The organism is Aeromonas sp. R1-1 (assembly GCF_040908495.1).
In the GTDB taxonomy this organism is placed as follows: domain Bacteria; phylum Pseudomonadota; class Gammaproteobacteria; order Enterobacterales; family Aeromonadaceae; genus Aeromonas; species Aeromonas veronii.
This window is the reverse complement of sequence record NZ_JBFODV010000229.1, coordinates 1-21,846: the sequence shown is the minus strand read 5'-3', so window position 1 is coordinate 21,846 and position 21,846 is coordinate 1. Positions and strand designations below refer to the sequence as shown.

The 21,846-nt window shown below is 59.5% G+C and carries 19 protein-coding genes, 1 tRNA gene and 1 pseudogene; 7 read left to right on the top strand and 14 right to left on the bottom strand.

All coding sequences use genetic code 11. The annotated features are described in order from the left end of the window. Nucleotides 1–73: 73 nt before the first annotated feature. Nucleotides 74–913: a sterol desaturase family protein gene (locus tag AB5Y92_RS15410; RefSeq protein WP_160881555.1), complete on the bottom strand. Its 840-nt coding sequence runs from the start codon at nucleotides 911–913 to the stop codon at nucleotides 74–76. A gap of 168 nt (nucleotides 914–1,081) precedes the next feature. Here AB5Y92_RS15410 and AB5Y92_RS15405 point away from each other — a divergent pair, with 168 nt between their 5' ends. Both AB5Y92_RS15405 and AB5Y92_RS15400 read left to right on the top strand, forming a co-directional pair. After that, entirely contained in the window at nucleotides 1,082–1,873 is a 792-nt protein-coding gene (locus AB5Y92_RS15405) for an ABC transporter substrate-binding protein (RefSeq protein WP_164537133.1), read from the top strand. A gap of 124 nt (nucleotides 1,874–1,997) precedes the next feature. Beyond that, a pseudogene (locus tag AB5Y92_RS15400) lies at nucleotides 1,998–2,354 on the top strand (IS1 family transposase); the annotation flags it as partial. 77 nt (nucleotides 2,355–2,431) lie between these two features. Here the strand turns inward: AB5Y92_RS15400 and tyrA are convergent. From tyrA to hinT, 12 genes are all read right to left on the bottom strand, one after another. Beyond that, nucleotides 2,432–3,559: a bifunctional chorismate mutase/prephenate dehydrogenase gene (tyrA, locus tag AB5Y92_RS15395; protein ID WP_040066227.1), complete on the bottom strand. Its 1,128-nt coding sequence runs from the start codon at nucleotides 3,557–3,559 to the stop codon at nucleotides 2,432–2,434. A gap of 135 nt (nucleotides 3,560–3,694) precedes the next feature. Then, a complete protein-coding gene (locus AB5Y92_RS15390; RefSeq protein ID WP_021231016.1) occupies nucleotides 3,695–4,768 on the bottom strand; it encodes a 3-deoxy-7-phosphoheptulonate synthase in 1,074 nt (357 codons plus the stop codon). Between the two features lie 401 nt (nucleotides 4,769–5,169). Further along, entirely contained in the window at nucleotides 5,170–6,471 is a 1,302-nt protein-coding gene (glgC, locus tag AB5Y92_RS15385) for a glucose-1-phosphate adenylyltransferase (RefSeq protein WP_005334047.1), read from the bottom strand. Between the two features lie 289 nt (nucleotides 6,472–6,760). Next, entirely contained in the window at nucleotides 6,761–7,678 is a 918-nt protein-coding gene (gene secF / locus AB5Y92_RS15380) for a protein translocase subunit SecF (RefSeq protein WP_005334046.1), read from the bottom strand. A gap of 150 nt (nucleotides 7,679–7,828) precedes the next feature. Next, the gene (gene secD / locus AB5Y92_RS15375) at nucleotides 7,829–9,631 is read right to left on the bottom strand and encodes a protein translocase subunit SecD (RefSeq protein WP_201936658.1); all 1,803 of its coding nucleotides are present in this window, start codon (nucleotides 9,629–9,631) and stop codon (nucleotides 7,829–7,831) included. A 158-nt stretch (nucleotides 9,632–9,789) separates the two neighbouring features. Continuing rightward, a complete protein-coding gene (locus tag AB5Y92_RS15370) occupies nucleotides 9,790–10,224 on the bottom strand; it encodes a hypothetical protein (protein WP_005334044.1) in 435 nt (144 codons plus the stop codon). 95 nt (nucleotides 10,225–10,319) lie between these two features. Next, nucleotides 10,320–11,177, bottom strand: a complete 858-nt coding sequence (locus tag AB5Y92_RS15365) for a DUF6279 family lipoprotein (protein ID WP_005361577.1) — start codon at nucleotides 11,175–11,177, stop codon at nucleotides 10,320–10,322. A 3-nt stretch (nucleotides 11,178–11,180) separates the two neighbouring features. Then, complete coding sequence (locus AB5Y92_RS15360; RefSeq protein WP_368227075.1) at nucleotides 11,181–12,005, bottom strand: phosphotransferase; 825 nt, start codon at nucleotides 12,003–12,005, stop codon at nucleotides 11,181–11,183. A 10-nt stretch (nucleotides 12,006–12,015) separates the two neighbouring features. After that, nucleotides 12,016–12,612, bottom strand: a complete 597-nt coding sequence (lpoB, locus tag AB5Y92_RS15355) for a penicillin-binding protein activator LpoB (RefSeq protein WP_368227074.1) — start codon at nucleotides 12,610–12,612, stop codon at nucleotides 12,016–12,018. Further along, on the bottom strand, nucleotides 12,612–13,010 hold the full coding sequence (locus AB5Y92_RS15350; protein WP_021231011.1) for a YcfL family protein: 399 nt from the start codon (nucleotides 13,008–13,010) through the stop codon (nucleotides 12,612–12,614). Before AB5Y92_RS15350 ends, lpoB begins: the two co-directional genes overlap by 1 nt. A gap of 83 nt (nucleotides 13,011–13,093) precedes the next feature. Beyond that, complete coding sequence (locus AB5Y92_RS15345) at nucleotides 13,094–14,530, bottom strand: COG3014 family protein (protein WP_368227073.1); 1,437 nt, start codon at nucleotides 14,528–14,530, stop codon at nucleotides 13,094–13,096. Further along, nucleotides 14,530–14,880 (bottom strand): purine nucleoside phosphoramidase, encoded by a 351-nt coding sequence (gene hinT / locus AB5Y92_RS15340; protein WP_005334033.1) that lies wholly within the window; start codon nucleotides 14,878–14,880, stop codon nucleotides 14,530–14,532. The genes AB5Y92_RS15345 and hinT overlap by 1 nt, the downstream gene beginning before the upstream one ends. Nucleotides 14,881–15,132: 252 nt before the next feature. Here hinT and AB5Y92_RS15335 point away from each other — a divergent pair, with 252 nt between their 5' ends. Next, entirely contained in the window at nucleotides 15,133–17,145 is a 2,013-nt protein-coding gene (locus tag AB5Y92_RS15335) for a methyl-accepting chemotaxis protein (RefSeq protein WP_368227072.1), read from the top strand. A gap of 71 nt (nucleotides 17,146–17,216) precedes the next feature. Here AB5Y92_RS15335 and AB5Y92_RS15330 read toward each other — a convergent pair whose 3' ends face one another. Continuing rightward, on the bottom strand, nucleotides 17,217–18,092 hold the full coding sequence (locus AB5Y92_RS15330) for a 6-pyruvoyl tetrahydropterin synthase family protein (protein ID WP_368227071.1): 876 nt from the start codon (nucleotides 18,090–18,092) through the stop codon (nucleotides 17,217–17,219). 80 nt (nucleotides 18,093–18,172) lie between these two features. On the opposite strand from AB5Y92_RS15330, the gene AB5Y92_RS15325 reads away from it, so the two are divergent. The 4 genes from AB5Y92_RS15325 (at nucleotide 18,173) to AB5Y92_RS15310 (ending at nucleotide 21,817) form a co-directional block, all read left to right on the top strand. After that, nucleotides 18,173–19,516, top strand: a complete 1,344-nt coding sequence (locus tag AB5Y92_RS15325) for a dihydroorotase (protein WP_270803795.1) — start codon at nucleotides 18,173–18,175, stop codon at nucleotides 19,514–19,516. A gap of 112 nt (nucleotides 19,517–19,628) precedes the next feature. Further along, a tRNA-Pro gene (locus AB5Y92_RS15320) sits at nucleotides 19,629–19,705 on the top strand. Between the two features lie 216 nt (nucleotides 19,706–19,921). After that, nucleotides 19,922–20,353 carry a hypothetical protein gene (locus AB5Y92_RS15315; protein ID WP_103251726.1) on the top strand — a complete coding sequence of 144 codons (432 nt, stop codon included), beginning with the start codon at nucleotides 19,922–19,924 and terminating at the stop codon, nucleotides 20,351–20,353. 204 nt (nucleotides 20,354–20,557) lie between these two features. Beyond that, nucleotides 20,558–21,817: a dicarboxylate/amino acid:cation symporter gene (locus tag AB5Y92_RS15310; protein ID WP_005334018.1), complete on the top strand. Its 1,260-nt coding sequence runs from the start codon at nucleotides 20,558–20,560 to the stop codon at nucleotides 21,815–21,817. Nucleotides 21,818–21,846 lie beyond the last annotated feature (29 nt).

Sequence of the window (21,846 nt, the reverse complement as noted above, 5' to 3'; positions counted from 1 at the left end):
GTGGCGCTCTCTTGTTTTCAGGGACTGGTTATCAGGGGCTTGCTATCCGGGAGTTGCGATTCGGGGCGAAGGTTCAGCGGCTGGCAGGTCCGGCCGGTTTGCCAAACAGCACCGCGAGTTTTTGTCGCCAAGGCAGGCCACGGGCGTCGCGCAGCATGTCGCGCCACTCGTGGAAGGTGAGGGTGAGGGGATTGAAGCTGTGGATCGGCTTGGTGATGCCGAAGCGGCACGGCTCGGCCGGGTCTTCTTCCACAAAGGTGCCGAACAGCCGATCCCAGATGATCAGCACCCCGGCAAAGTTGCGGTCTATGTACTTGGCGTTGCTGGCGTGATGCACCCTGTGGTGGGAGGGGGTGTTGAAGATCCACTCCAGCCAGCCGAGTTTGCCCACTACCTGGGTGTGGACGAAGAACTGGAAGCCCAGACTCAGCAGCACGGTGGCGACCACCGCCTCGGGCGGGAAGCCGATGACAATCATCGGGATCCAGAACAGCCACATGCCGGAGATGGGATACATCAGGCTCTGGCGAAAGGCGGTGGAGAGGTTGAGCCGCTCCGAGCTGTGATGTACCACGTGGGAAGCCCACAGCCAGCGCACATGGTGGCTGGTGAAGTGGAACAGCCAGTAACAGAGATCCTGCAACAGAAACAGCAGTAGCACACTCCAGAGATTCAGCTCGATATCGAACAGCCGCCAGCCCCATAGGGTGTCATACAGATAAGCAATGGCGATGGCCGCCAGCGCATCGCCCCCTTGGTGCATCAGGGCCAGGGCGGCGTTGGCGAACAGATCCCGCCACTGGTAGGTGGCGGTTGGAAAGGCCGCGCCATGTTTGCGCAGGTAGAGCATCTCCCAGCCGATAAAGGCCAGAAAAATCGGGGAGAGGTAGAGCAGAAGCAGTTGCACATCCATATGCGGCCATCCATTCAGAGCAATTGCTCTCCAGCATAAAGGATGGTTTTAATATTTCATTAACATTTTTCAGCCAACGAAGAGATGGCATGAAATATGGCGCGCCAGCAGAGGAAGGCGCGGCGGATGGCTATGCTTGATACAGGCTTTTTCAGAAGGTGCTGGCTTATGCGAGTCTGGTGTTGCTTGTTGCTGGGGTTGTGCATGATGGCGCACGCCAAGACCCGGGTCGAGATCCTCGCGGATGCCGCCTATCCCCCCTACTCCTGGCAGGAGGGGGAGGAGGTCAGGGGGATCTATGCCGACATCATCCGCGAGGTGACCTCTGCTATGTCTGACTATGAGGTAGTGCTCAAGCCCATGCCGTGGCGGCGCGGTCTGAGCATGGTGGAGCAGGGGACCGCCTTCGCCATTTTTCCACCCTACTACATGCCCGATACCCGCCCTTATATGTGGCCCTACTCCCAGCCGATGCTGGATGAAGAGCTGGTGGTGATGTGCGGCGCCAGTGTGGCGGCCAATACCCCGCAGGCTAGCTTCCCGCTCGACTATCACGGTTTGCGCTTTGGCATGAACGCCGGTTTTGCCGTCGGCGGTGATGCCTTCTGGCAGGCGGTAAAAGAGAAGCAGATCGACGTGGAGGAGGTGAAAAGCAATCGGGAGAACCTGCTCAAGATTGTCCGCGGCCGGGTCGATTGCACCATCAATGATCGCCTCTCCTTGCTCTATGAGTTGCTCAACATGATAAAGGCCGAGCAGCTGGCGGTAGCCGATATGTCCCTGCTCAAGCAGGGGCCGGTGCTCAGCAAGGAACAGGGGTTCCTCGGCTATAGCCGCAAGGGGGAGTATCCCTACAAACAGGCCTTTATCGACCAGTTTGACAAGGAGCTCTATCAGCTCAAAAAACGTGACGGGGTGAAAGTGATCGTGGAGCGCTATCTGGGAAAGTCCCCGGGCTGAGCCGATGAGAGGGGCACTCGGGTTCAGCTGGGTTAAGCCTGCTCAACATGTAGTGGTCTAATCATCCCGGACACCATTTTAGGTGGTACAGTCGCCACCATGACCTGAGGTGTTCAATGACAAGATCGGCAATAAACAGCATCGACATTGGCTTTGGTATGCCTTTGATACCAAGAGAAAACGAGTCGTGGCATATACCTTTGGCCCGCGCAACGATGAGACATGCCGCCGCTTGCTGAGCCTACTATCTCCGTTCCAGATTGGTTTTATCACCAGCGATGACTGGGGAAGCTATGCCAGAGAGGTACCGAGCGAGATGCATCTGACCGGGAAGATATTCACCCAGCGTATCGAGCGTAACAACCTGACGCTCAGAACGCGCATCAAGCGATTGGCTCACAAAACCATCTGCTTCTCTCGTTCCGTTGAGCTCCACGAGAAAGTAATTGGTGCTTTTATCGAAAGGCACCATCTCAACTGATTGGAGGCATTACCCAAAAAGGAAGATGTCCAGCTATCTTCCTTTTCTGGCGATATGAGGTAGCGGCTTTTGCAGGATCAGCCGTGTTGGCGGCGGTCGTTGGCCTGGGCGAGCAGCATGCGGCTTTCACGCAGGAACTGGTCGGCATGCTCACCGAAGAAACCGGAGACTTGCGAGAAGGCCTCGATGAAACCGTCCCTGTCCCCCCGCTCCAGCAGCCCCAGCGCTTCGCCGAAGTTTTGGTAGTAGCGACGGATCATCGCCAGATTCTGCGGTGACGACAAAATGATGTCGGCATAGAGGTGGGGATCCTGGGCAAACAGCCGCCCCACCATAGCGAGCTCCAGTCGGTAGATGGGGGAGCTCAAACTCAGCAGGCGATCCAGATTGGCCTGCTCCCGGGAGAGGTGCCAGCCATAGGCAAAGGTGGCGAAGTGACGCAGTGCCTGAATGAGGGTCATCGCCTCATCGTGGGCCTTGGCTTCCACCTGCTGCAAGCGGGCGCCCCAGATGGTCATCTGATCCAGCAACCATTGGCTGGCAGCGGGGTCACGACCCTGACAGCAGACGATCACCTGCTTGGCGAGGCTTGCCACATCCGGCCCGAACATGGGGTGCAGTCCCAGTACCGGCCCTTGGTGCACCGTCAGCATATGTTCGAGCGGCGCCGCCTTCACGCTGGTGACATCCACCAACAGGCAGTGTGCGGGCAGGTTGCCGAGGCGATCGATGATCTGGCAGGTGATATCGATGGGCACCGCCACCATCACCAGACCGGCTCCGGCGAGGATCTCGTCAGCGCGCGGCCAGTCGGCTTGTTCCAGGGTCTCGACCCGATAGCCTGAGAGGCTGAACATATGGCCGAATAAGCGGCCAAGCTGGCCCTGACCGCCGATGATGACCACCTTGCCAAGATCCGGCTTTATGCATTTGAAGCCGGTATCTTTCTCGCTGGCATAAGATTCACGCATCACCCGGCGCAGCACGTCTTCGATGAGATCGCCGGGCACCCCCAACTGCTCAGCCTCGGCGCGGCGGCGAGCCAGCATGCTCGCTTCCCGATCCGGTGCATAGATGGGCAGGCCGTGGCGGCTCTTTACCTCACCCACTTCTCCCACTAGGGCCAGACGGGCGGCCAGCAGATCGATCAGCTGCTTGTCCACCGCATCTATCTTGTCCCTGAGTACATTCAACTCTTCAGCCATATCCAGTCCCTGCTGGCGCCGCGAGCGGCGGCGCCCTGAAATTCAAGATGCAACAAGGTATCACGGCGTGAGCGGCTTGATGCCACCAGCGGTGATACCTCGATTGTTCAATAGGTTGCGACAAAATACCACGGCTTACCGCGCAGTTCTGCCCTTGAGAGGGTCAGCCAGCTGGTTGTGGCAGCGGGCCAGCAGGGTGGCGGTGGTGTCCCAGTCGATGCAGGCATCGGTGATGGAGACCCCGTAGCGCATCTGCTCTTTGGGCTGCTCACTGGACTGGTTTCCCTCGAACAGGTTGGATTCGAGCATCACCCCGATGATGGAGCGGTTGCCCTCCTGGATCTGGTGGATGACGTTGTCGGCCACCTTGGGCTGCAAACGGTGATCCTTGCTGGAGTTGCCGTGGCTGCAATCCACCACAAGGCTCGGCAGCAGGCCCGCTTTCTCCAGCGCCTCTTCCGCCAGCGACACGTTGACCGAGTCGTAGTTGGGATGTTTGCCGCCGCGCAGGATCACGTGGCCATCCGGGTTGCCCTGGGTCTGCAACAACGCCACCTGGCCCTGCTGGTTGATCCCCATAAAGGCGTGAGGGGAGGAGGCCGCCTGCAGCGCATTGATGGCGGTCCCCAGGTTGCCGTCGGTGCCGTTCTTGAAGCCGACCGGCATGGAGAGGCCGGACGCCATCTCCCTGTGGGTCTGGGATTCGGTGGTGCGCGCGCCGATGGCTGACCAGGAGAAGAGCTCGGCCAGGTATTGCGGGCTGATGGGGTCGAGCGCTTCGGTGGCCAGCGGCAACTCCAGCTCCGCCAGCCAGCAGAGCAGCTCGCGGGCACGGTGCAGCCCCAGCTCCACATCGAAGGTGCCATCCAGATTGGGGTCGTTGATAAAGCCTTTCCAGCCGACCGTGGTGCGCGGCTTCTCAAAGTAGACCCGCATGACAATGTAGAGAGAGTCCTGATAGGCATCATGCAGCGCTTTGAGTCTGGTTGCGTACTCTTTGGCGGCGTCCATATCGTGGATGGAGCAGGGACCACAGATCACCAGCAGCCGGTGATCGCGGCGGTGAATGATATCGGCGATGGTATTTCGGGCCCCTTGCACGAATGCCAGCGCCTTGTCGGAGATGGGTAACTTCTCCTTGAGCTGGGCAGGCGTGATCATCACTTGTTCGGACTGGATATGGATGTTGTTCAGGGGGTCTCTTTGCATGATTTCATTCTCTCTACTGTATTAAGCCAAAAGCGATTGTACCGATATATTTACGTTGGTACCTGCTTTGTTACGCAACCGCCCTCACCTTACCAAGTAAAAACAAACAATCAAGTGAAACTAGCGGGTTTACCGCTAAAAAGTCAGATAAAGGAGCTGCTATATAGCGCAAACAGGAATAATACAGAGAGGTTTTCGGAGGGTTACTGGTTTTTGTGTAATTTAATGTTTACGACCTTAGGGCTGCGTTGCCCCGCTGTTTACCCACAGTAAATGGTATCTCTGGGAGACTGCAACGCGATGGCAATGATGGTGTGAGGTGGCTATCTGGTCAGCCATAGAAATAGGGAGCCATCATGGCTCCCTTTGCGGTAGGAAGGGGGATCCCGTCTGGCTGCGGATCAGCGCTTTTGTTTTCCCTGCAGCTCTTTGTTCAGGCGAGTGAGCATCCCCTGGGTGACCAGCACTATGCCCTGCTCGGAGCGGTGGAAGCGACGTGCATCTTCATCGGCGTTTTCACCGATCACCGTGCCTTCCGGCAGTTTGCACCCCTTGTCGATCACCACCCGGCGCAGTCGGCAACCGGCACCAATCTCCACACCCGGGAAGATAACGGCCTGATCCAGAGTGCAAAAGGAGTCGACCCGCACATTGGTAAAGAGCACCGAACTCAGGATGAAAGAGCCACTGACGATGGTGCCCCCGGCAAACATGGAGTTGATGGTCATGCCGTGCTGGCCGTTTCGGTCCTGCACGAACTTGGCGGGAGGAGTCATGTTCTGACTGGTCCAGATGGGCCAGTCCTGATCGTAGATATCGAGCTCCGGCGTGACGGAAGCGAGATCCATATTGGCCTCCCAGAAGGAGTCCACGGTGCCCACATCGCGCCAGTAGGGGCGGCGATCCGGACAGCAGCCGACACAGGACATGCCAAACGGGTGAGCGAATGCGGTGCCCTCTTTCACCACGCGGGGGATCACGTCCATGCCGAAATCGTGATGGGACTGCTCGTTGGCAATGTCCTCTTCCAGCAGCTGATAGAGATACTCCGCATCGAAGATATAGACGCCCATGGAGGCCAGCGCGGTGTCGGCCTTGCCCGGCATGGCGGGCGGGTTAGCAGGCTTTTCGACGAAGGCATTGATCTTGCGATCATCATCCACCGCCATTACCCCGAAGGCGCTTGCTTCACTGCGTGGCACCTCGATGCAGGCAACGGTCACCTTGGCGCCCATATTGACGTGGTCGAGCAGCATGGCGGCGTAATCCATCTTGTAGATGTGATCGCCTGCCAGCACCACCACATATTTGGGGGCGTGATCGCGGATGATATCCAGATTCTGGTAGACCGCATCGGCGGTACCCCGATACCAGTTCACCTCATCCACCCGCTGCTGGGCAGGGAGCAGATCGATAAACTCGTTCATCTGGTAGCGCAGGAAAGACCAGCCCGATTGGAGATGGCGCAACAGGCTGTGGGATTTGTACTGGGTCACGACACCGACCCGACGAATGCCGGAGTTGATGCAGTTGGAGAGCACGAAATCGATGATGCGGAATTTGCCGCCGAAATGAACGGCAGGTTTTGCACGGTTGTCGGTTAACTGTTTGAGGCGACTACCCCGCCCTCCTGCGAGTACCAAAGCCATGGTCTCGTTCAGCAACTGTCTGGATTTTGCTGTATTGGCAGGTTGTAACAACATCTCATATCCCTTTGTAGATAAATCACTACAATGTTGCCTCCTTTGAGCCCTCAAGAAAGTGCTTTCAGTCACATTTTATGGTTTACGACGTAATAAAATGACCTTTTTGTTATTAAAAATGACGGGTTGATCCGTCATTGCTTTCAATATGGTCAGTTGTCAATTGAGGCGAGCCGAGCAACAAAAGGGACGGCGAGAGACTGACAGGAGGAATGGGAAAAGCCCCTGCCAATGGTTGGCAGGGGCCCGGTTTGTTGAGACCCGGTAAGCCGGGCCTGGTTAACAAGGTTCAGGCTGCGTTGGCCAGTGGCTCCTCGCTCTTCTTTTGGTAGGCCTGCGGGGTGAGGCCCAGCAGCTCCTGCACGGTCGAGGCGACGGTGATGGAGGAGACGGTGCCGACCAGGATCCCGGCAAACAGGGTGAAGGAGAAGCCGTAGAGGGCGTCACCGCCAAACAGCAGCAGCGCACCCACGGTAAACAGGGTGGTGCCCGAGGTGATCATGGTGCGACTGAAGGTCGCCTTGATGGCTACATCGGAGCACTCGTGGATGCCCATCTGGGTACGCGAGCTCAGCAGATCCCGCAACCTGTCCGAGATGACGATGCTGTCGTTGAGGGAGTAGCCGATCACCGCCATCAAACCGGCGATGATGTTCAGGTCGAACTCGATCTGAAAGAGTGACAGCAGCCCCAGCGCCACGATGGCGTCATGGACCACCGAGAGCAGGATGCCGATGGCCTGACGCCACTCGAAGCGAAACGCCAGATAGGCCGACATCGCCAGCGAAGCGACCAGCACCGCCAGCATCCCCTGCTGGAACAGCTCGGCACCCACCTGGGGACCGACGATGGTGGTACGCAGCAACTCGACCGGCATCCCCAGTTGCTGGGTCAGCATGGTAGCGAGATCCGCCGCGGGCCAGGGCAGTTCGTGGGGGGGCAGCTTGATCAGCCACTCGCCGGGAATACCGGCCGAGCTCAGCTCAACGGCTCCCGCCAGCGGGGAGACCAGCATGGCATTGAGCTCATGGGCCTCTTTCAGGGTCTGGATATGAAACTCCAGCAGGATCCCGCCGGTAAAATCGAGCCCCAGTGTCAGGCCGTTCACCAGCAAGATGGCGACGCTGGCCACGGTCAGCAGGATGGAAGCCCACAGGCCGATATAACGCCAACGGGTCAGCCCCATGGCAACGATCATTCTCAACATAATTATCTCCTTGGCCAGCCAGCATCAGGCTGTTGGCCCATCACGACGTGTCGCGACACGCCGGGAAATAGTGTTCTGCTTTGGCCGCCCCGGCCATATCCATGGCCGATGGCGCAGCCAAAGCCGCTCATCAGAGGGACTGCTGTCCCGTTACACCTTCAGCGTGCGCTCGCTGCTGCGTCCCCACAGGGGGTTGATGATGGCGCGCGTCCCCCAGATCCCGGTGATCATGCTGGAGAGCAGACCCAGAATGAGGGTGATGGAGAAGCCCTGCAGCGGCCCGGAGCCGATGGAGTAGAGCACCACGGCGCAGATGAGCGTAGTGATGTTGGCATCGAATATGGTGTGGAAGGCCGAGCGATAGCCAAAGTCGATGGCGTTGGCCAGTGAGCCCCCTTCTCGCAGACGGTCCCTGATCCGCTCGAAGATCAGCACATGGGTATCTACCGCCATGCCCACCGTCAGCACCAGACCGGCGATCCCCGGCAGGGTCAGCACGGCGCCCGGCAGCACTGCCAGCATGCCGACCTGCATCAACAGGTTGGCGACCAGCGCCGTGATGGCAACCCAGCCGAATTTGCGGTACCAGGCCATCATGAACAGCATCATGCCCGCCATGCCGAAGGCCAGCGCGGTGAAGCCCGCCTCGATATTCTGCATCCCCAGCGTCGGGCCAATACTGCGTTCTTCCAGGATCTTGAGCGGGGCGGTGAGGGCGCCGGCACGCAGCAGCATGGCCAGCTCTTGCGCTTCTGGCAGACTGCCAATGCCGGTGATGCGGAACTGGTTGCCAAGGGCGGTCTGGATGGTGGCGACGTTGATCACCTCGCTCTGGGCGCGCAGTTTGCCCTGAGCGTTGGTCTTGTACTCGGTGAAGACGGTCGCCATCGGCTTGCCCACATGCTGGCGGCTGAACTGGTTCATCTTGCTGCCACCCAAGGTGTCGAGCACGATATTGACCTGGGGTTGCCCCATTTCGCCCATGTTGGCGCGGGCATCGACGATGTGCTCGCCGGTGAGTACCGGCTTGCGCGCCATGCCGACGGCCTGACCGTTGCGATCGGCGATGTAGAAGTGGCTGTCGGCTTTGGCCTCGTAGAAGGCCAGCGAGGCGGTGGCGCCGATCACCTCTTTCGCCTGCTTGGGGTTATGTACCCCGGGCAGTTCGATACGGATGCCATCCTGACCTTGACGCACCACCGAGGCCTCGACGATGCCGAGCTCGTTGATCCGTTTTTTCAGGATCGACAGGTTCTGGGTCACGGCGTTGTTGACCAGCAGGGTACGCTCCGCCTCGCTCAGCACCAGTTTCAGATCATTGCCGGAGCGGGTCAGCTTCCACTGATCCTGACGGGTACCGGCACTCTCCTTGATGATGGCGAGCCAGCTCTCCTGTTCGGCGACCTCCGGCAGGGTGACGGCTACGGCGCCCTGTGCGCTGCGCGTGACGCTAGCGCCGCGCAGATTGGCTTCACGGAAGCGGGTACGCAGGGTATCCACCAGATTCTTGGTCTGATTGTCGATGACAAAGTCCACGTCCACCCCGATCAGCAGTTGGGAGCCGCCACGCAGGTCGAGCCCCAGCTTGATGGGGTCGGCGCCGAGGCGGGTGATCCAGGCCGGCGCGTTGGAGTGAAACTCCAGGGTCAGGGCGGCACTGTCGACCCCTTGCAGCTCCAGCAACTGCTTGGCGCGCTGCTGATCGCCCTGACTGGCAAAGACCAGCTCGACCCGCTCAGGTTGCTCAATGACCTTGATCGGGGTCAGGTGTTTGTCGCTCAGCAACATCTGCTGCTGAGCCGTCAGGCGCTGCTGTCCGTGCAGGCCGAGGGAGGGCTGCTCACCAAAAAAGGTGGGCAGGGAGTAAAAGGTAAAGGTCAACAGCATCAACAGCAGCAGTGCGTACTGCCACTTGCTCATGCGGTTGAGAACGGTGCGATTGCTCTTTCTCATGGCAAACAAGCCTCTGTCAGGAGAATGGTGCCCGGGCCGATAGCAACAAGGCTCGGCAAGGCGCAAAAAATGGGATGCATCAGATGCGGATCAGGCAGCCGCCGGATCCGTCAGGAAGAGGAGATGAGCAAACAGTGGATGTGCCAGCCCCTCCGGGGTCAGGCGCTCAGATAGCTCTGGGTGAAGCGATATTGCAGGTGTTGGCGCTGTAGATGGCGTCGGTGGATCGCGCCAAAGCGATCGCGAAAACTCTGTTTGTGATAGAGCTCGGGTGCCAGCATCAGCCAGCCGAGCAGCAACAGCAGGATGGCCTGGGCCGACCAGCTCTGGATCAGCTCGTAGACCACACTCTTGGGCTGGTTGTCACTGCGCAGGGATTGTTCGAGACGCAGCAGGTGATTCTGATGGCTGCCAACAAACTTGATGATGCCATCGTCGCTGTCGCTAAGCTGATTGAACACCTGAGTCTGCTGCTGTTCACTCTGGGGAGATGCGGGTAGCAGCGGGCCTTCCATTCGGGCGATGGAACAAAGCAGGGTGAGGGCGATAACCAGAGTTACCAGCACCAGTTTTACTTTGTCGATAAGGCGCAAAAGTTAATTCCCGATAAATAGAAAGGGCAAACTACCATAAGCGCCCGGTTTGAACAAGGTTGCCCCGGGCGCATGGCACCATTCGGTGCTGGCTGTCAGCTGCCGCTCATCTGCTTGAAGTCGCGGGCGTAGCCCTTGAGCAGGGAGTAGAGATGGGCCCGCTGGGAGATATCCAGCGACTGGCTCATGGCGCTCAGCCAGTTGACGGTACGCTGGCGCGACTGTTCGGTATAGCCGGTAAAGCGGCCATCCATCAGACCATCCCCCTCGGCCAGCAGGTCAGTCAGCTCGCGGGTAAAGTCGGGACTCTGGCGCTGCTTCATCAGCCTGTCCAGCTCCTGGGTCCAGGACTCCTGAAACTCGAGCCAGGGGGGCATCAGCTCGTATTGCCATTCGGCCCACTGGGCCACCAGTGGCGCCTGTGCCGGTTTCACCTCGCCAATCCAGAACTCGAGCCGCTTGTTCATCTTGTCGCGAAACTCCGCCAGCATCTGCTCTTTGGGCTCAGTGGCAAAGTCCTTTTGTCGCTCCTGTTGCCGCTTGACCCGATCGGTCATAAAGCGGGCTACCTGCTCGTCGGTTAGGGTGCGCGCCAGCCTGACCGCGCGGGGGATAGTGTTTTCAAGGGTACGGGTCAGACTCTGCTGCACCGCATCGAGATTGGTCGAGATCTGCTCCGGCGTCATGGGGCTGGCCACCGCCTTGGCCAGTGCATCGAGATCCCTGGCGTAGCGAGGCAGCTCGTGCTGGCGGTGCCAGGCCATCAGCCCCTTCACTTCGCGGCTGAGCAGATCCTTCTGCGAATAGGAGAGGGCAAAGTAGTCATCCAGCTGCCAGATGATGGCGGTATCGAGCCAGTAGTAGATCACCCGGGTGGAGCAGCCGGTCAGCAGCAGGCCGATCAGCAGCAGACCCCAGGTTTTCGGCTTGTGCCAGCGCACCTTGTTTATCATCTGTTACTCCAGTCGTTGCCGGTTGATGGCGATCAGGGTGTCATAGTCGAGTGAGGGCTGTTGCTCTGCCATCAGCAGGGCCCAGAGCAGGCCGATATAGTCGACCCAGGGTAAAAATGCCTCGCTCTGAAAATCGGGCCACTGGTGGCGCGGCAGGGCCTGCAGATAGTGCGCTTCCAGCTCGTCGCGCCGCTCGGCGGGCCACTCATGGGTGCGCTGGATGCTGGCGAGCTCAAAGCCGGGGTGACCTGCCGCGCCATACTCCCAGTCGATGACCCAGGGTTTGCTTCCCAACAAGTTAGCCGGATTGAGATCATGGTGGCAAGGGCGCCAGCAATCATTTGGTTCACTGCTGGCGAGCAAGCCCCGCTCCAGGGCGGGCAGCCAGGAGGGGATGCGGGCCAGTCTGGCGCGATAGCCTGCGGCGTGAGCCCGCACCGCCATCACCACCGAAGGTAGCGGCAGGCGATGGAGCTTGCGCAGCACCTCCGCCAGCAGGCGGGGCTGATCGGCTTCTGGTGGCGCCGCGTGTACCCAGTTTGGCTCATCGCACCATTCGAGCAGCATCAGACCGCTGGCGGGATCGCCATAGTGGCAGGGCAGCGCCAGCCCTTCGGCCATCGCCCCCTGATAAAGCTGCCACTCGGTGGGACGGTCGATGCCAAGGCGCACCGGGTCGGAGTGGCCCTGACGCAAAAAGTAACTGCGCCCCGAGGGGAGGCGCAGTCGATAGTTGCAGTTGGTCAGACCTAACCCGAGTGGTTCCAGCAGCCCCTCCCGCCAGGGGGCGGGCAGGCTGGCCAGTAGCGGATCACAGTTGCCTGTCACCAGGAGCCTGTTACCAGCCAAAGGTGGACTTCTTCGCCTGCTTGCGGATCTCTTTCTGGTCAGCCCACAGCAGTTCGCCGTTTTGCAGATCCATCAGGTTCATGGTCATCTGGTAGTAGACATCCTTCACCTTGCCATTGTCCTTGACGATGCTGGCGAGGTTGCCATAGACCATGTAGCGGGCACCGGTCTGCTTGCCCAGACGCACCATGGAGGCTGGATCCACCATGCCGCTGCTCTGCTGGTATTCGAGCTGCTGCTTGACGGCGGCCACCTTGCTCATGTCGACGAAGCGGAACTTGCCGGCCCGCAGCAATTTGGTGCGGATGGTATCGGTGATGGCTTCGGTATCGATGTGCTCGGAGGTCTTGTTGCGGATAGAGTCCATAAACATCACCGGACGACCGCCTGCGGTGATCTCGCTGGTGGCCGGCGATGCCAGCATGGAGTCCGCCATCTTGTCGGCGATGGCCTGCAGGTCACTTGAGCCGTAATCGACGGTGACGGTTTCGGTTTCGGCCGGATCACCATAGCTGACGGTGGTGCTGGAGCAGCCGCCCAAGAGCAATGCAGAGGTCAATATCAGCAGGGCATGATTCATTTTCATCAGTAGGATTCCTCAATCACTTCGCGTACGTAAATCCGGTAACCCTGCGCCGCCGGGCTGGGCGCCAGGGCCGAGAGGGTGCGGGTCTGATAGCCATGCAGCTTGATGGGGGTCCAGCCGCGGCCATCGCTGGCGACCTCCTGACCGGCCTCATCATACCAATAGAAGATATATTGCAGCTTGTTATCGCCGCGCTGGGTGCTGGCGGCGGCCACATTGACCTGCAGCAGGCCATTTTGCTGGCGGCGGCTCAGCTCGGTCAGGGTGACGTTGACGTTTTGATGCTGCTCCAGCGTGGGAGCACCGCCCGCCGGGCCATAGAGCGCCACGCCGGAGGTGTTGGTGGCGCAGCCGGTCAGCAGCAGCGCGAGCCCGAGGGCCAACCCGTATGATTTCATCTTGCTCTCCTTAATTGGAGGGATTTGGGCAGCACTGAGGGGCTGCCCGTTAATGGTCTTGCTCATATCTCTTCGCCATCTGCTCAGAGCGGCATCACCCGGGTGGTCAGACCGGCGCCGAGGCGCTGTACCCAGACCAGGGTGGTGCGTCCCTTGTGGATGGTGAGCGGCAATTGCCGCTGCGCCGTCCCTGCGCCCAGGGTGAGATTGATGTCACCGGCCGGCACCATCCCCTGCCAGCTCGATGCCTGAGCTGGCAGCGTCAGCCAGCTGCGGGTATCAGCCCGCTCCGAGAGGGTGTTGAAGATCCCCACCAGAATATTGCCCACATCGCCTCCCTCTTTGGCGGCGGTGCGGCGCATCTGCTCCTTGGCAACCAGTCGCAGCGCCTGGCGGGTCAGCATGCCGGGCAGCCGCTCCTGCAGATCTTTGGCAGCCAGTGCTTCCAGCCTGACCAGCTCGCTGGTCTGCTCGACCCGCTTGCCGACTTCCACTGTCAGCGGGCCGGTGTCGCTGGCCCGATTATCGTAATAGGGGATGGCGACGGTAAAGGTGCGAAAATCGCCGCGGGAGGTGGAGATGGGGAGCGGCAGGAACAGTTCGCGCCGTGCCGGGATCAAACCATCTTCAAACAGCACCACCAGTTGGCCTTGATCTTTTGCAAGCGGCGGTGCTTTGCGGCCTATCTTTTTCTCGGTCTCGCGGATCTCGTCCGGTGAGCCACGCAGCCGCGCCAGACGCAGCAAGGCATCTTGCAGGCTGCGGTTGTCCGGCGCTATCTGGTAGCCGCGTTGATAGTCGACCCAGGCGTCGTTGAGATCCCCGGCCGCTTCATAGAGCACGGCGGAAAAATAGAAGGTGTAGGCGTTCTGAAAACCGTTTTTGACCTTGCCGATCAACCGGTCGAGATCCGGTGCGCCGCGCGACATCAGCTGGCGCATCTCCCCTTCTGCCTCGGCCTCTTCGCTCTCATCCTTCGCCTTGCGCACCTCGTCGGCTCGCCGTTTCAGGGCTTGCTCCTGCACCTGATTGGCCCGGCGAACCTCCACCAGGGCGCCATCGGCATCCCCCCGTTGCAGGTAGTTGAGGGCCAGATAGTGGTGCAGCATGGTGCGTTCGTAATCGGGAGTACGATAGGCCATCGACTGGTCGTTGGTGAGCAGACTGCCCACCTGATCCAGACCGTGGCTCAGCCGGTATTCGGCCTGATTGTCTTCCCACTGAAGGCGGCTGTCGGCGGCGGTGAACGCCAGCTTGCTGCCCGCATCCTGACCGGCGAGCCAGGCAATGCGCCCCTGTTCGAGCCGATCCAGCACAAAGGTGTCATCCCTAAGGGTGGAGTCACGCACCTCGGGCAGCGCCTCGGCGGCATGGCCCAGCAGCAGCTGGTTGCGCAGCGGCACCATCTGATCGGAGTAGGAGACGAACATATCCTGCCAGCGGGAGGCGCAGCCTCCCAGCAACAGCAGGGCGCCGCAGAGCAACAGGGCGCTGCGGCAGGTTGAGGCGTGGCGATTCATTACAGGCTGAGCAGCGGCCCCAGCGGCTGGCCACCGACCAGATGCATGTGGATGTGGTAGACCTCCTGCCCGCCGTGGCGGTTGCAGTTCATGATGAGGCGGTAGCCATCTTCGGCGATGCCAGCCTCAGCGGCCAGTTTGCGGGCCACGGTGAACATCCGGCCAAGGGCCAGTTCATGTTCGGCTTCCACGTCATTGACGGTGGGGATCAGCACATTGGGGATGATCAGAATATGGGTCTTGGCCTTGGGCTGGATATCCCGGAATGCGGTGACCAGATCGTCTTGATAAAGGATGTCGGCGGGGATCTCTTTACGGATGATTTTGCTGAAAATGGTTTCTTGCGCCATGGCTAACTCCCTTATATGAAACAGAAAATTGAACTAGAACCCCAAGCGGCTCCCGAAAGGGGGGCGAGCAGCACGCCAAGTGTGACACAAGCCGACATTTGACACAGCTGATGTCCCATTCCCTTCAGTTATTGTTAAAAATACCGATAGCCAGAGGGACGTCATCTGCAGCGCCTGTTCAGGGTGGTCTGCAGGGTATCAAAAGGACGGGGTACTCAGGCAAGGGACTTTTGCATATACAGCGGGACAATAATGAAACAAACAATGTCGGATCTCTCCATCTTGCAGCGAGTCTACCTTGGCTTCGCGATCCTGGTGGCCGTGATGGTGGCCAGTTCACTGCTCACATTTCGTAGTCAGGAGACCCTGGGGAACGCACTGGAGCAGGTTACCCAGCAGTCTATGCCGCTGGTGATTGCCAGCAGTCAGACCCAGATCACCCTGCTCAGCGCCAACAAGTGGTTGGGGGATGTGCTCACCGAGCAGGATCCCAAACAACTGCCGGCCGAAGTGGCCGAACTGAAACAGGCCAAGGCTGCGGTGGGCAAGAGCCTCGACGTCTTGCGCCAGCAGGTGGCCCACCACCCCGAACTGCAAGGGGAGATGAGCAGCCTCAGCCAGCAGGTCGACAGCTACCTGCAACTGACCGATACCCTGCCCGGCGAACACGAGGCGCTGCTCACCCGGCTGCACAAGGTCAATCTGGCCAAGGGGCAGTTTCAGGTCAGTCTGCCCCAGTTCAAGAAGAGTCTGGGTGACATGATGGTCACCATCGACGACAGCTTTATCAAGATGCTCTCCGAGACCCTGACCACCAAGCTTTCTGCTATCGAACTCTCCACCATGGACGCCCTCAATCAGACCATTCCGGCTCCCATCGAAGGGGCGCTCAAGCGCAACAAGATGCAGATCGAGGGGTTCAACAGTACCATCAAGGATCTGCAGAGTGAGCTGAAGAACTTTGAAAACGACATGGGCCACTATGTTCACGGCTTTGTACGCGACACCACCGCGAGCGAAGGGGTGCTCTCCCAGTATCTGGCGCTGATGAAGCAGCAGGAGCAGATGCGAGAGAAAAGCAAGCAGGCGAGCGCGCTTATCGTCGAGATCCAGAACCGGCTTGAGCGGATCACCGGCCAGAGTCAGCAGCTGATGAGTCAAAGCATTCAGCACGCCAAAGCCACTCAGAGCCAGAGCACTCTGACCCAGGGAACCAGCATCGTCGTCGCCATCCTGATCGCCATGCTGGTGGCTTATACCCTGGGCAAGGCCATTCGCCGTCCGCTCAGGGAGTTGCTGCGGGTGCTGACCGAAGTGACCCAGGGCGACATGACCCAGCGCATCGGTTTTCAGAGCAAGAACGAATTTGGTCAGCTGGGCAGCCAGATCAACCTGCTGATTGCCCAGATGGGGGAGGTGCTGGCACAGCTTTCACAAGCGTCGGCCCAGCTTAACGATGCCGCCCACGGCAATCGCCACACCACCGAATCGGTGCGGGCGGATCTGGAGAAACAGCGGCAGGAGACCGCCTCGGTCGCCGCCGCCATGACCCAGATGGAGGCCTCGGTGCGGGAGGTGGCGCAGGCCGCCAACCAGACCCTGGAGCGGGTGCAGGATGTGGAGAAGGCCTCCGAGATGGGACGCAAGGTGATGGCAGGCAATATCACCACCACTCATCAACTGGCGGGCAAACTGCAACAGACCGGCAAGGTGATTGGTGATGTGAGCGCCATGAGCAGCCAGATCGGCAATATCCTCGATGTCATTCGCGGCATCGCCGAGCAGACCAACCTGCTGGCCCTCAACGCCGCCATCGAAGCGGCGCGGGCCGGCGAACAAGGGCGCGGATTTGCAGTGGTGGCGGATGAGGTACGCAGTCTGGCGGGCCGTACCGCCCAGTCCACCAGCGAGATCCAGACCATGATCGAAAACCTGCAGCAGGGAGTCGCCAAGGCGGTGACCGTGATGCAGGAGTGCTCTCGCGAGATGGACAGTTGCGTGGATCAGAGCTCTCACGCCAACAACGCCATGGAGGAGGTGCAGGGAATTGTGGTGCTGATCAGCGACATGTCGAGCCAGATCGCTTCTGCCGCCGAGCAGCAGCAGGCCACCAGCGCCGATATCGCCACCAACCTCAACCGCATCTCCGATATCTCGGATCTCAACTATCAGGGGATCGAGCGGGTGGCCGAGACCAGCCAGCAGCTGGACTCCCTTGCCGAGCAGCAGGAGAGCCTGGTCAAGCGCTTCCGCCTCAGTGCCTGATGGTCGAGAGTTGAAACAACAAGGCCCCTCAGATGCGGGGCCTTGTTGTTATTACGGTAGTGACAAGGGGATCAGGCGTAGGCAATCGCACCCTTGCCGACCCCTTCATAGGCGACAATCTTGACAAACTTGTCGCCCACCATCTTCTTCACTTCGCGGGCGATATAGCAGGCCAGCAGCTCGACCGTGGTGTCGGTGTCGATCATCTCCACCTCGGCGCTGGGGATGGCCAGCTGGAACAGCCCCTGGGGCGCCATATATTTGAAGCCGGTGTGATGCTCGCCAAGCTGGGCATTGGCGCGGGGGCTCAAGGTGAGTTCGGTCAGCGCCACCTTGTCCTCCTCGGTGCCGAGATAGATATCGCCCCAGCGTTCGGCCCAGTTGAGCTCAAGCTCCTGGTCGCGCTCGCCATCGACGTGGATCTCGATGGGAGAGCGGTGGCCGTGGGCGATGCGCTGGCAGTTGCCATCGTGTTTTTTCAGGCCGTGGCTGTAGTGGTAGAAGGCGCCGGTGATCGCCTCCTGACGCAGGGTCAGGGAGAGATCCTTGATATTGCCCGGCAGCCGTTTGGCCAGTACCGCCAGCAGGTAGCGGGTCACCGACTCTTTATCAACTTGCGGGGCCGGGATAAAGGCAAAGCCCTGGGATGGGCAGCGCAGATGGATGGAGCGACCCGGGCGCAGCAGATCCACTGTGCTTTCGTCACCATCCAGTGTCTCGATGTGGATCAGTGGGCACTCGGTCGGCACCAGCAGCTTGTGGTCCACCTCTTCATCGATGATCGACTTGATCAGCTTCTTTACCCGGCCAAAGTCCAGCAGCATGCTCATTTCGTTGAGCTCACCGCTCATTTCGATATCTACCAGCCAGCTCTCGCCCACCATGCCGCGGCGTTCGCAGAGGTAGCTGGAGTCGATCACGGTCAAATCTCTTACAAATAACTTCATCAGTCAGGCCTTGCTACAGAGAAAGGGCAGTTTTGCGCTATTATGACCCGCGATTATCGGCAAAGGAACTGGAACCCCCCATGAACAAACTGCTTATCAAGAATGCCACCCTGGTCAACGAAGGCCGCATCTATGCCTCCGATGTGTTGATCGAGGGGGAACGGATTGCCCGCATCGCCCCGGATATCGAGGCGCCCGATGCACTGGTGATCGATGCCGCAGGTCGCCATCTCATCCCCGGAATGATCGATGATCAGGTCCACTTCCGGGAGCCGGGATTGACCCACAAGGGGACTATCGCCAGCGAATCCCGCGCCGCCGTCGCCGGTGGTACCACCAGTTTCATGGAAATGCCCAACGTCAATCCCCAGACCACCACCCTCGACGCCCTCGAAGCCAAATACCAGATCGCTGCCAACACCTCCGTCGCCAACTACAGCTTCTATCTCGGTGCCACCAACGACAACCTGGAAGAGATCAAGCGTCTCGACCCCAAGCAGTCCTGCGGGGTCAAAGTGTTTATGGGCTCTTCGACCGGCAACATGCTGGTGGACAATCAGGAGACCCTGGCGGCCATCTTCCGCGAAAGTCCGGTGATGATCGTCACCCACTGCGAAGACACTCCGACCATCGCCAAGGCGGAAGAGGCGGCGCGGGCCAAGTGGGGCGAGAATGTGCCGATGGGCGAGCACGGCCGCATTCGCAGTGACGAGGCGTGCTACAAATCCTCCAGCATGGCGGTGGCGCTGGCGAAAAAATACGGTGCCAAGCTGCATGTGCTGCATCTGACCTCGGCCAAGGAGCTGTCGCTCTTTACCGCCAGCCACGACCTGAGCGAGCTGAAGGACAAGAACATCACCGCCGAGGTGTGCGTTCACCACCTCTTCTTCAATGAAGCCGATTACGAGACCCAGGGCAGCCTGATCAAGTGCAACCCTGCGGTGAAGAGTGCCGCCGACCAGCAGGCACTGCTGGATGCGGTACGCAACGACGTGCTCGACATCATCGCCACCGACCACGCGCCCCACACCTGGGAAGAGAAGCAGAACAGCTACTTCAAGGCGCCGTCCGGTGTGCCGCTGGTGCAGCACTCTTTGCAGGCGCTGCTGGAGCTCTACCACAACGGCGTGTTTACCCTGGAGACTATCGTCAAGAAGACCTCCCACGCGGTGGCCGAGCGCTTCCAGGTGCAGGATCGCGGTTATATCCGCGAGGGGTATTTCGCCGATCTGGTGCTGCTGGATCTGGGCAAGCCCTATGTGGTCAACGATGACAACATCCTCTACCACTGTGGCTGGTCGCCCTTCAACGGCTACCGCTTCCACAGCACGGTGGAGATGACGCTGGTGAACGGCCAGATCGCCTGGCAAAACGGGCAGGTGACTGACCAGATCCTGGGCAAGCGGCTGACCTTTAACCGCTGATTGTTCGCAAAGCAGGCGAACGCACCGTGGCCGAGGAATTGGCGGTGTTTCCCTGTTGACAGGGCAGGGTCATCTCCATAAACTCTGCCCCCGTCAGCCGAGCTGACTCCGTCGGTGTGTAGCGCAGCCAGGTAGCGCATCTGCATGGGGTGTAGAGGGTCGGAGGTTCGAATCCTCTCACACCGACCAAATTCCCCGGTAAAGGCCTTGTCAAACGACAAGGCCTTTTCTTTTGCCTGCGATTTGCCGCACAGGCGCGAAGCCAGTGGTGATGCACGCTGGTCGCTGCTGGCGTGAGCAGATTGTGCTGCCACCTCGCTTTATGGTGTAGTAACGACTCTGTTGCTCATTTGCCTGGCGAGGCCTCTCGTGTCTGCATCCGTATCTAAACCCTGTTGTCTGCTGATGCTCACCCTGCTGCTGGTGGGCTGCGCCACCCCTTATGAGAGTGAAAAGTCGTTCTGGAACGGCCAGACCGGTTTTTCCCAGACCCGGCTTGGCCCGGACAAGTGGCAACTGGAGTTTGTCGGCAACGATCTGGTGGACAGGGAGACCGCCCGCAAATATGTGCTCAAGCGGGCAGGGGAGCTGGCACTGGCAGAGGGTTACTCCTGGCTTAAGGTCGATGAGCTGACCATTAACCGCGATGCCGTCAGGGTGACCCCATCACGGCCGATCTTCGGCTTTGACGAGGATGAGCCGGATCTCTTTATGGCCCAGATGCAGGTGCAGCATACCATCTCGGCGCTGCTCACTTTTCGCCTGTTGCCACGGGCACTCGATGAGCGAACTCTAAATGCGAAATATCTCGCCGAAATCAAAATAAGCAGTGATTAATATTGATGGTTTGCAAGATCCATATCACATACACCTAATGGCGGGATAAAATTCTGGATAAAGCCTCTAGATTTACCCCCTGCTTTTAGGCATTCTCCCAGCATACCAGCCGCCAGGAATCAACGGCTCGGATCACAAAAACGGACTGTAGTGGCTCCCACGCCACTGTTTACGGCTTGCACCAATCAAAACCGGGACTCCCCCATGAAAATGAATAAACTGACGGTCGCCATCCTCATCTCCATGATGTTTGGTATCCTCACCGGCCAGGGCTATCGGATGTTTGCCGCAGATCAGGCTGCGGATTTTGCCAATAACATCACGATCCTGACCGATATCTTCCTGCGCCTGATCAAGATGATCATAGCTCCCCTGGTCTTCACCACCCTGGTGGTCGGTATCGCCAAGATGGGCGACACCCGCACCGTGGGTCGTATTGGTGCCAAGACCCTCGGCTGGTTCATGCTGGCCTCCCTGATGTCCCTGAGTCTGGGTCTGGTAATGGTGACCTTGATGCAGCCGGGTGTGGGTCTCTCGCTCTCCCTGCCCAATGACACCGCCAGCTCGGGCATTGCTGCCGGTGCCATTACCCTGAAAGATTTTGTGACCCACGCCATTCCCAAGAGCGTGGTCGAGGCGATGGCCACCAACGAGATCCTGCAGATCGTGGTCTTCTCCCTCTTCTTCGGTCTGGCTGCCGCCGCGCTCGGCGATCTGGCCAAGCCGGTAGTGGTGCTGATGGCCAGCGCTGCCGAGATCATGCTGAAAGTGACCGGTTATGTGATGAACTTTGCGCCGTTCGCGGTGTTTGGCGCCATCGCCGCCATGGTAGCCAAAGAGGGGCTGGGTATTCTGGTTACCTACGGCAGTTTTATGGCTCAGTTCTATATCGCGCTGGCCTGCCTCTGGCTGCTGCTGATCGCCATGGGCAGCGTCTTCCTGCGTGGCCGTGTCATCAAGCTGCTGGCGATGATCCGCGAACCCATCCTGCTCGCCTTCTCGACCGCCAGCTCCGAAGCGGCCTATCCGAAGACCCTGGATCGTCTGGAGAAGTTCGGTTGTGACAAGCGCATCGCCAGCTTCGTGCTGCCGATGGGTTACTCCTTTAACCTCGACGGCTCCATGATGTACTGCACCTTCGCGGTGATGTTCATCGCCCAAGCGTATGGTATCGAGCTCTCCATGGCCCAGCAGATCACCATGCTGTTGCTGCTGATGGTCACCTCCAAGGGGATGGCCGGGGTACCGCGCGCCTCTCTGGTGGTGATTGCCGCTACTCTGAACCAGTTCCATATTCCGGAAGCGGGCATCTTGCTGCTGCTGGGGATCGACCACTTCCTCGACATGGGGCGCTCTGCCACCAACGTGCTGGGCAACGCCATCGCCGCCAGCGTGGTTGCCAAGACCGAAGACAGTCTGGGTGAAACCGTCGCGCTGGGCGAGAGTGAGCCAGCCAAAGCCTGATCACAACGCCATGAAAAATAAACAACAAC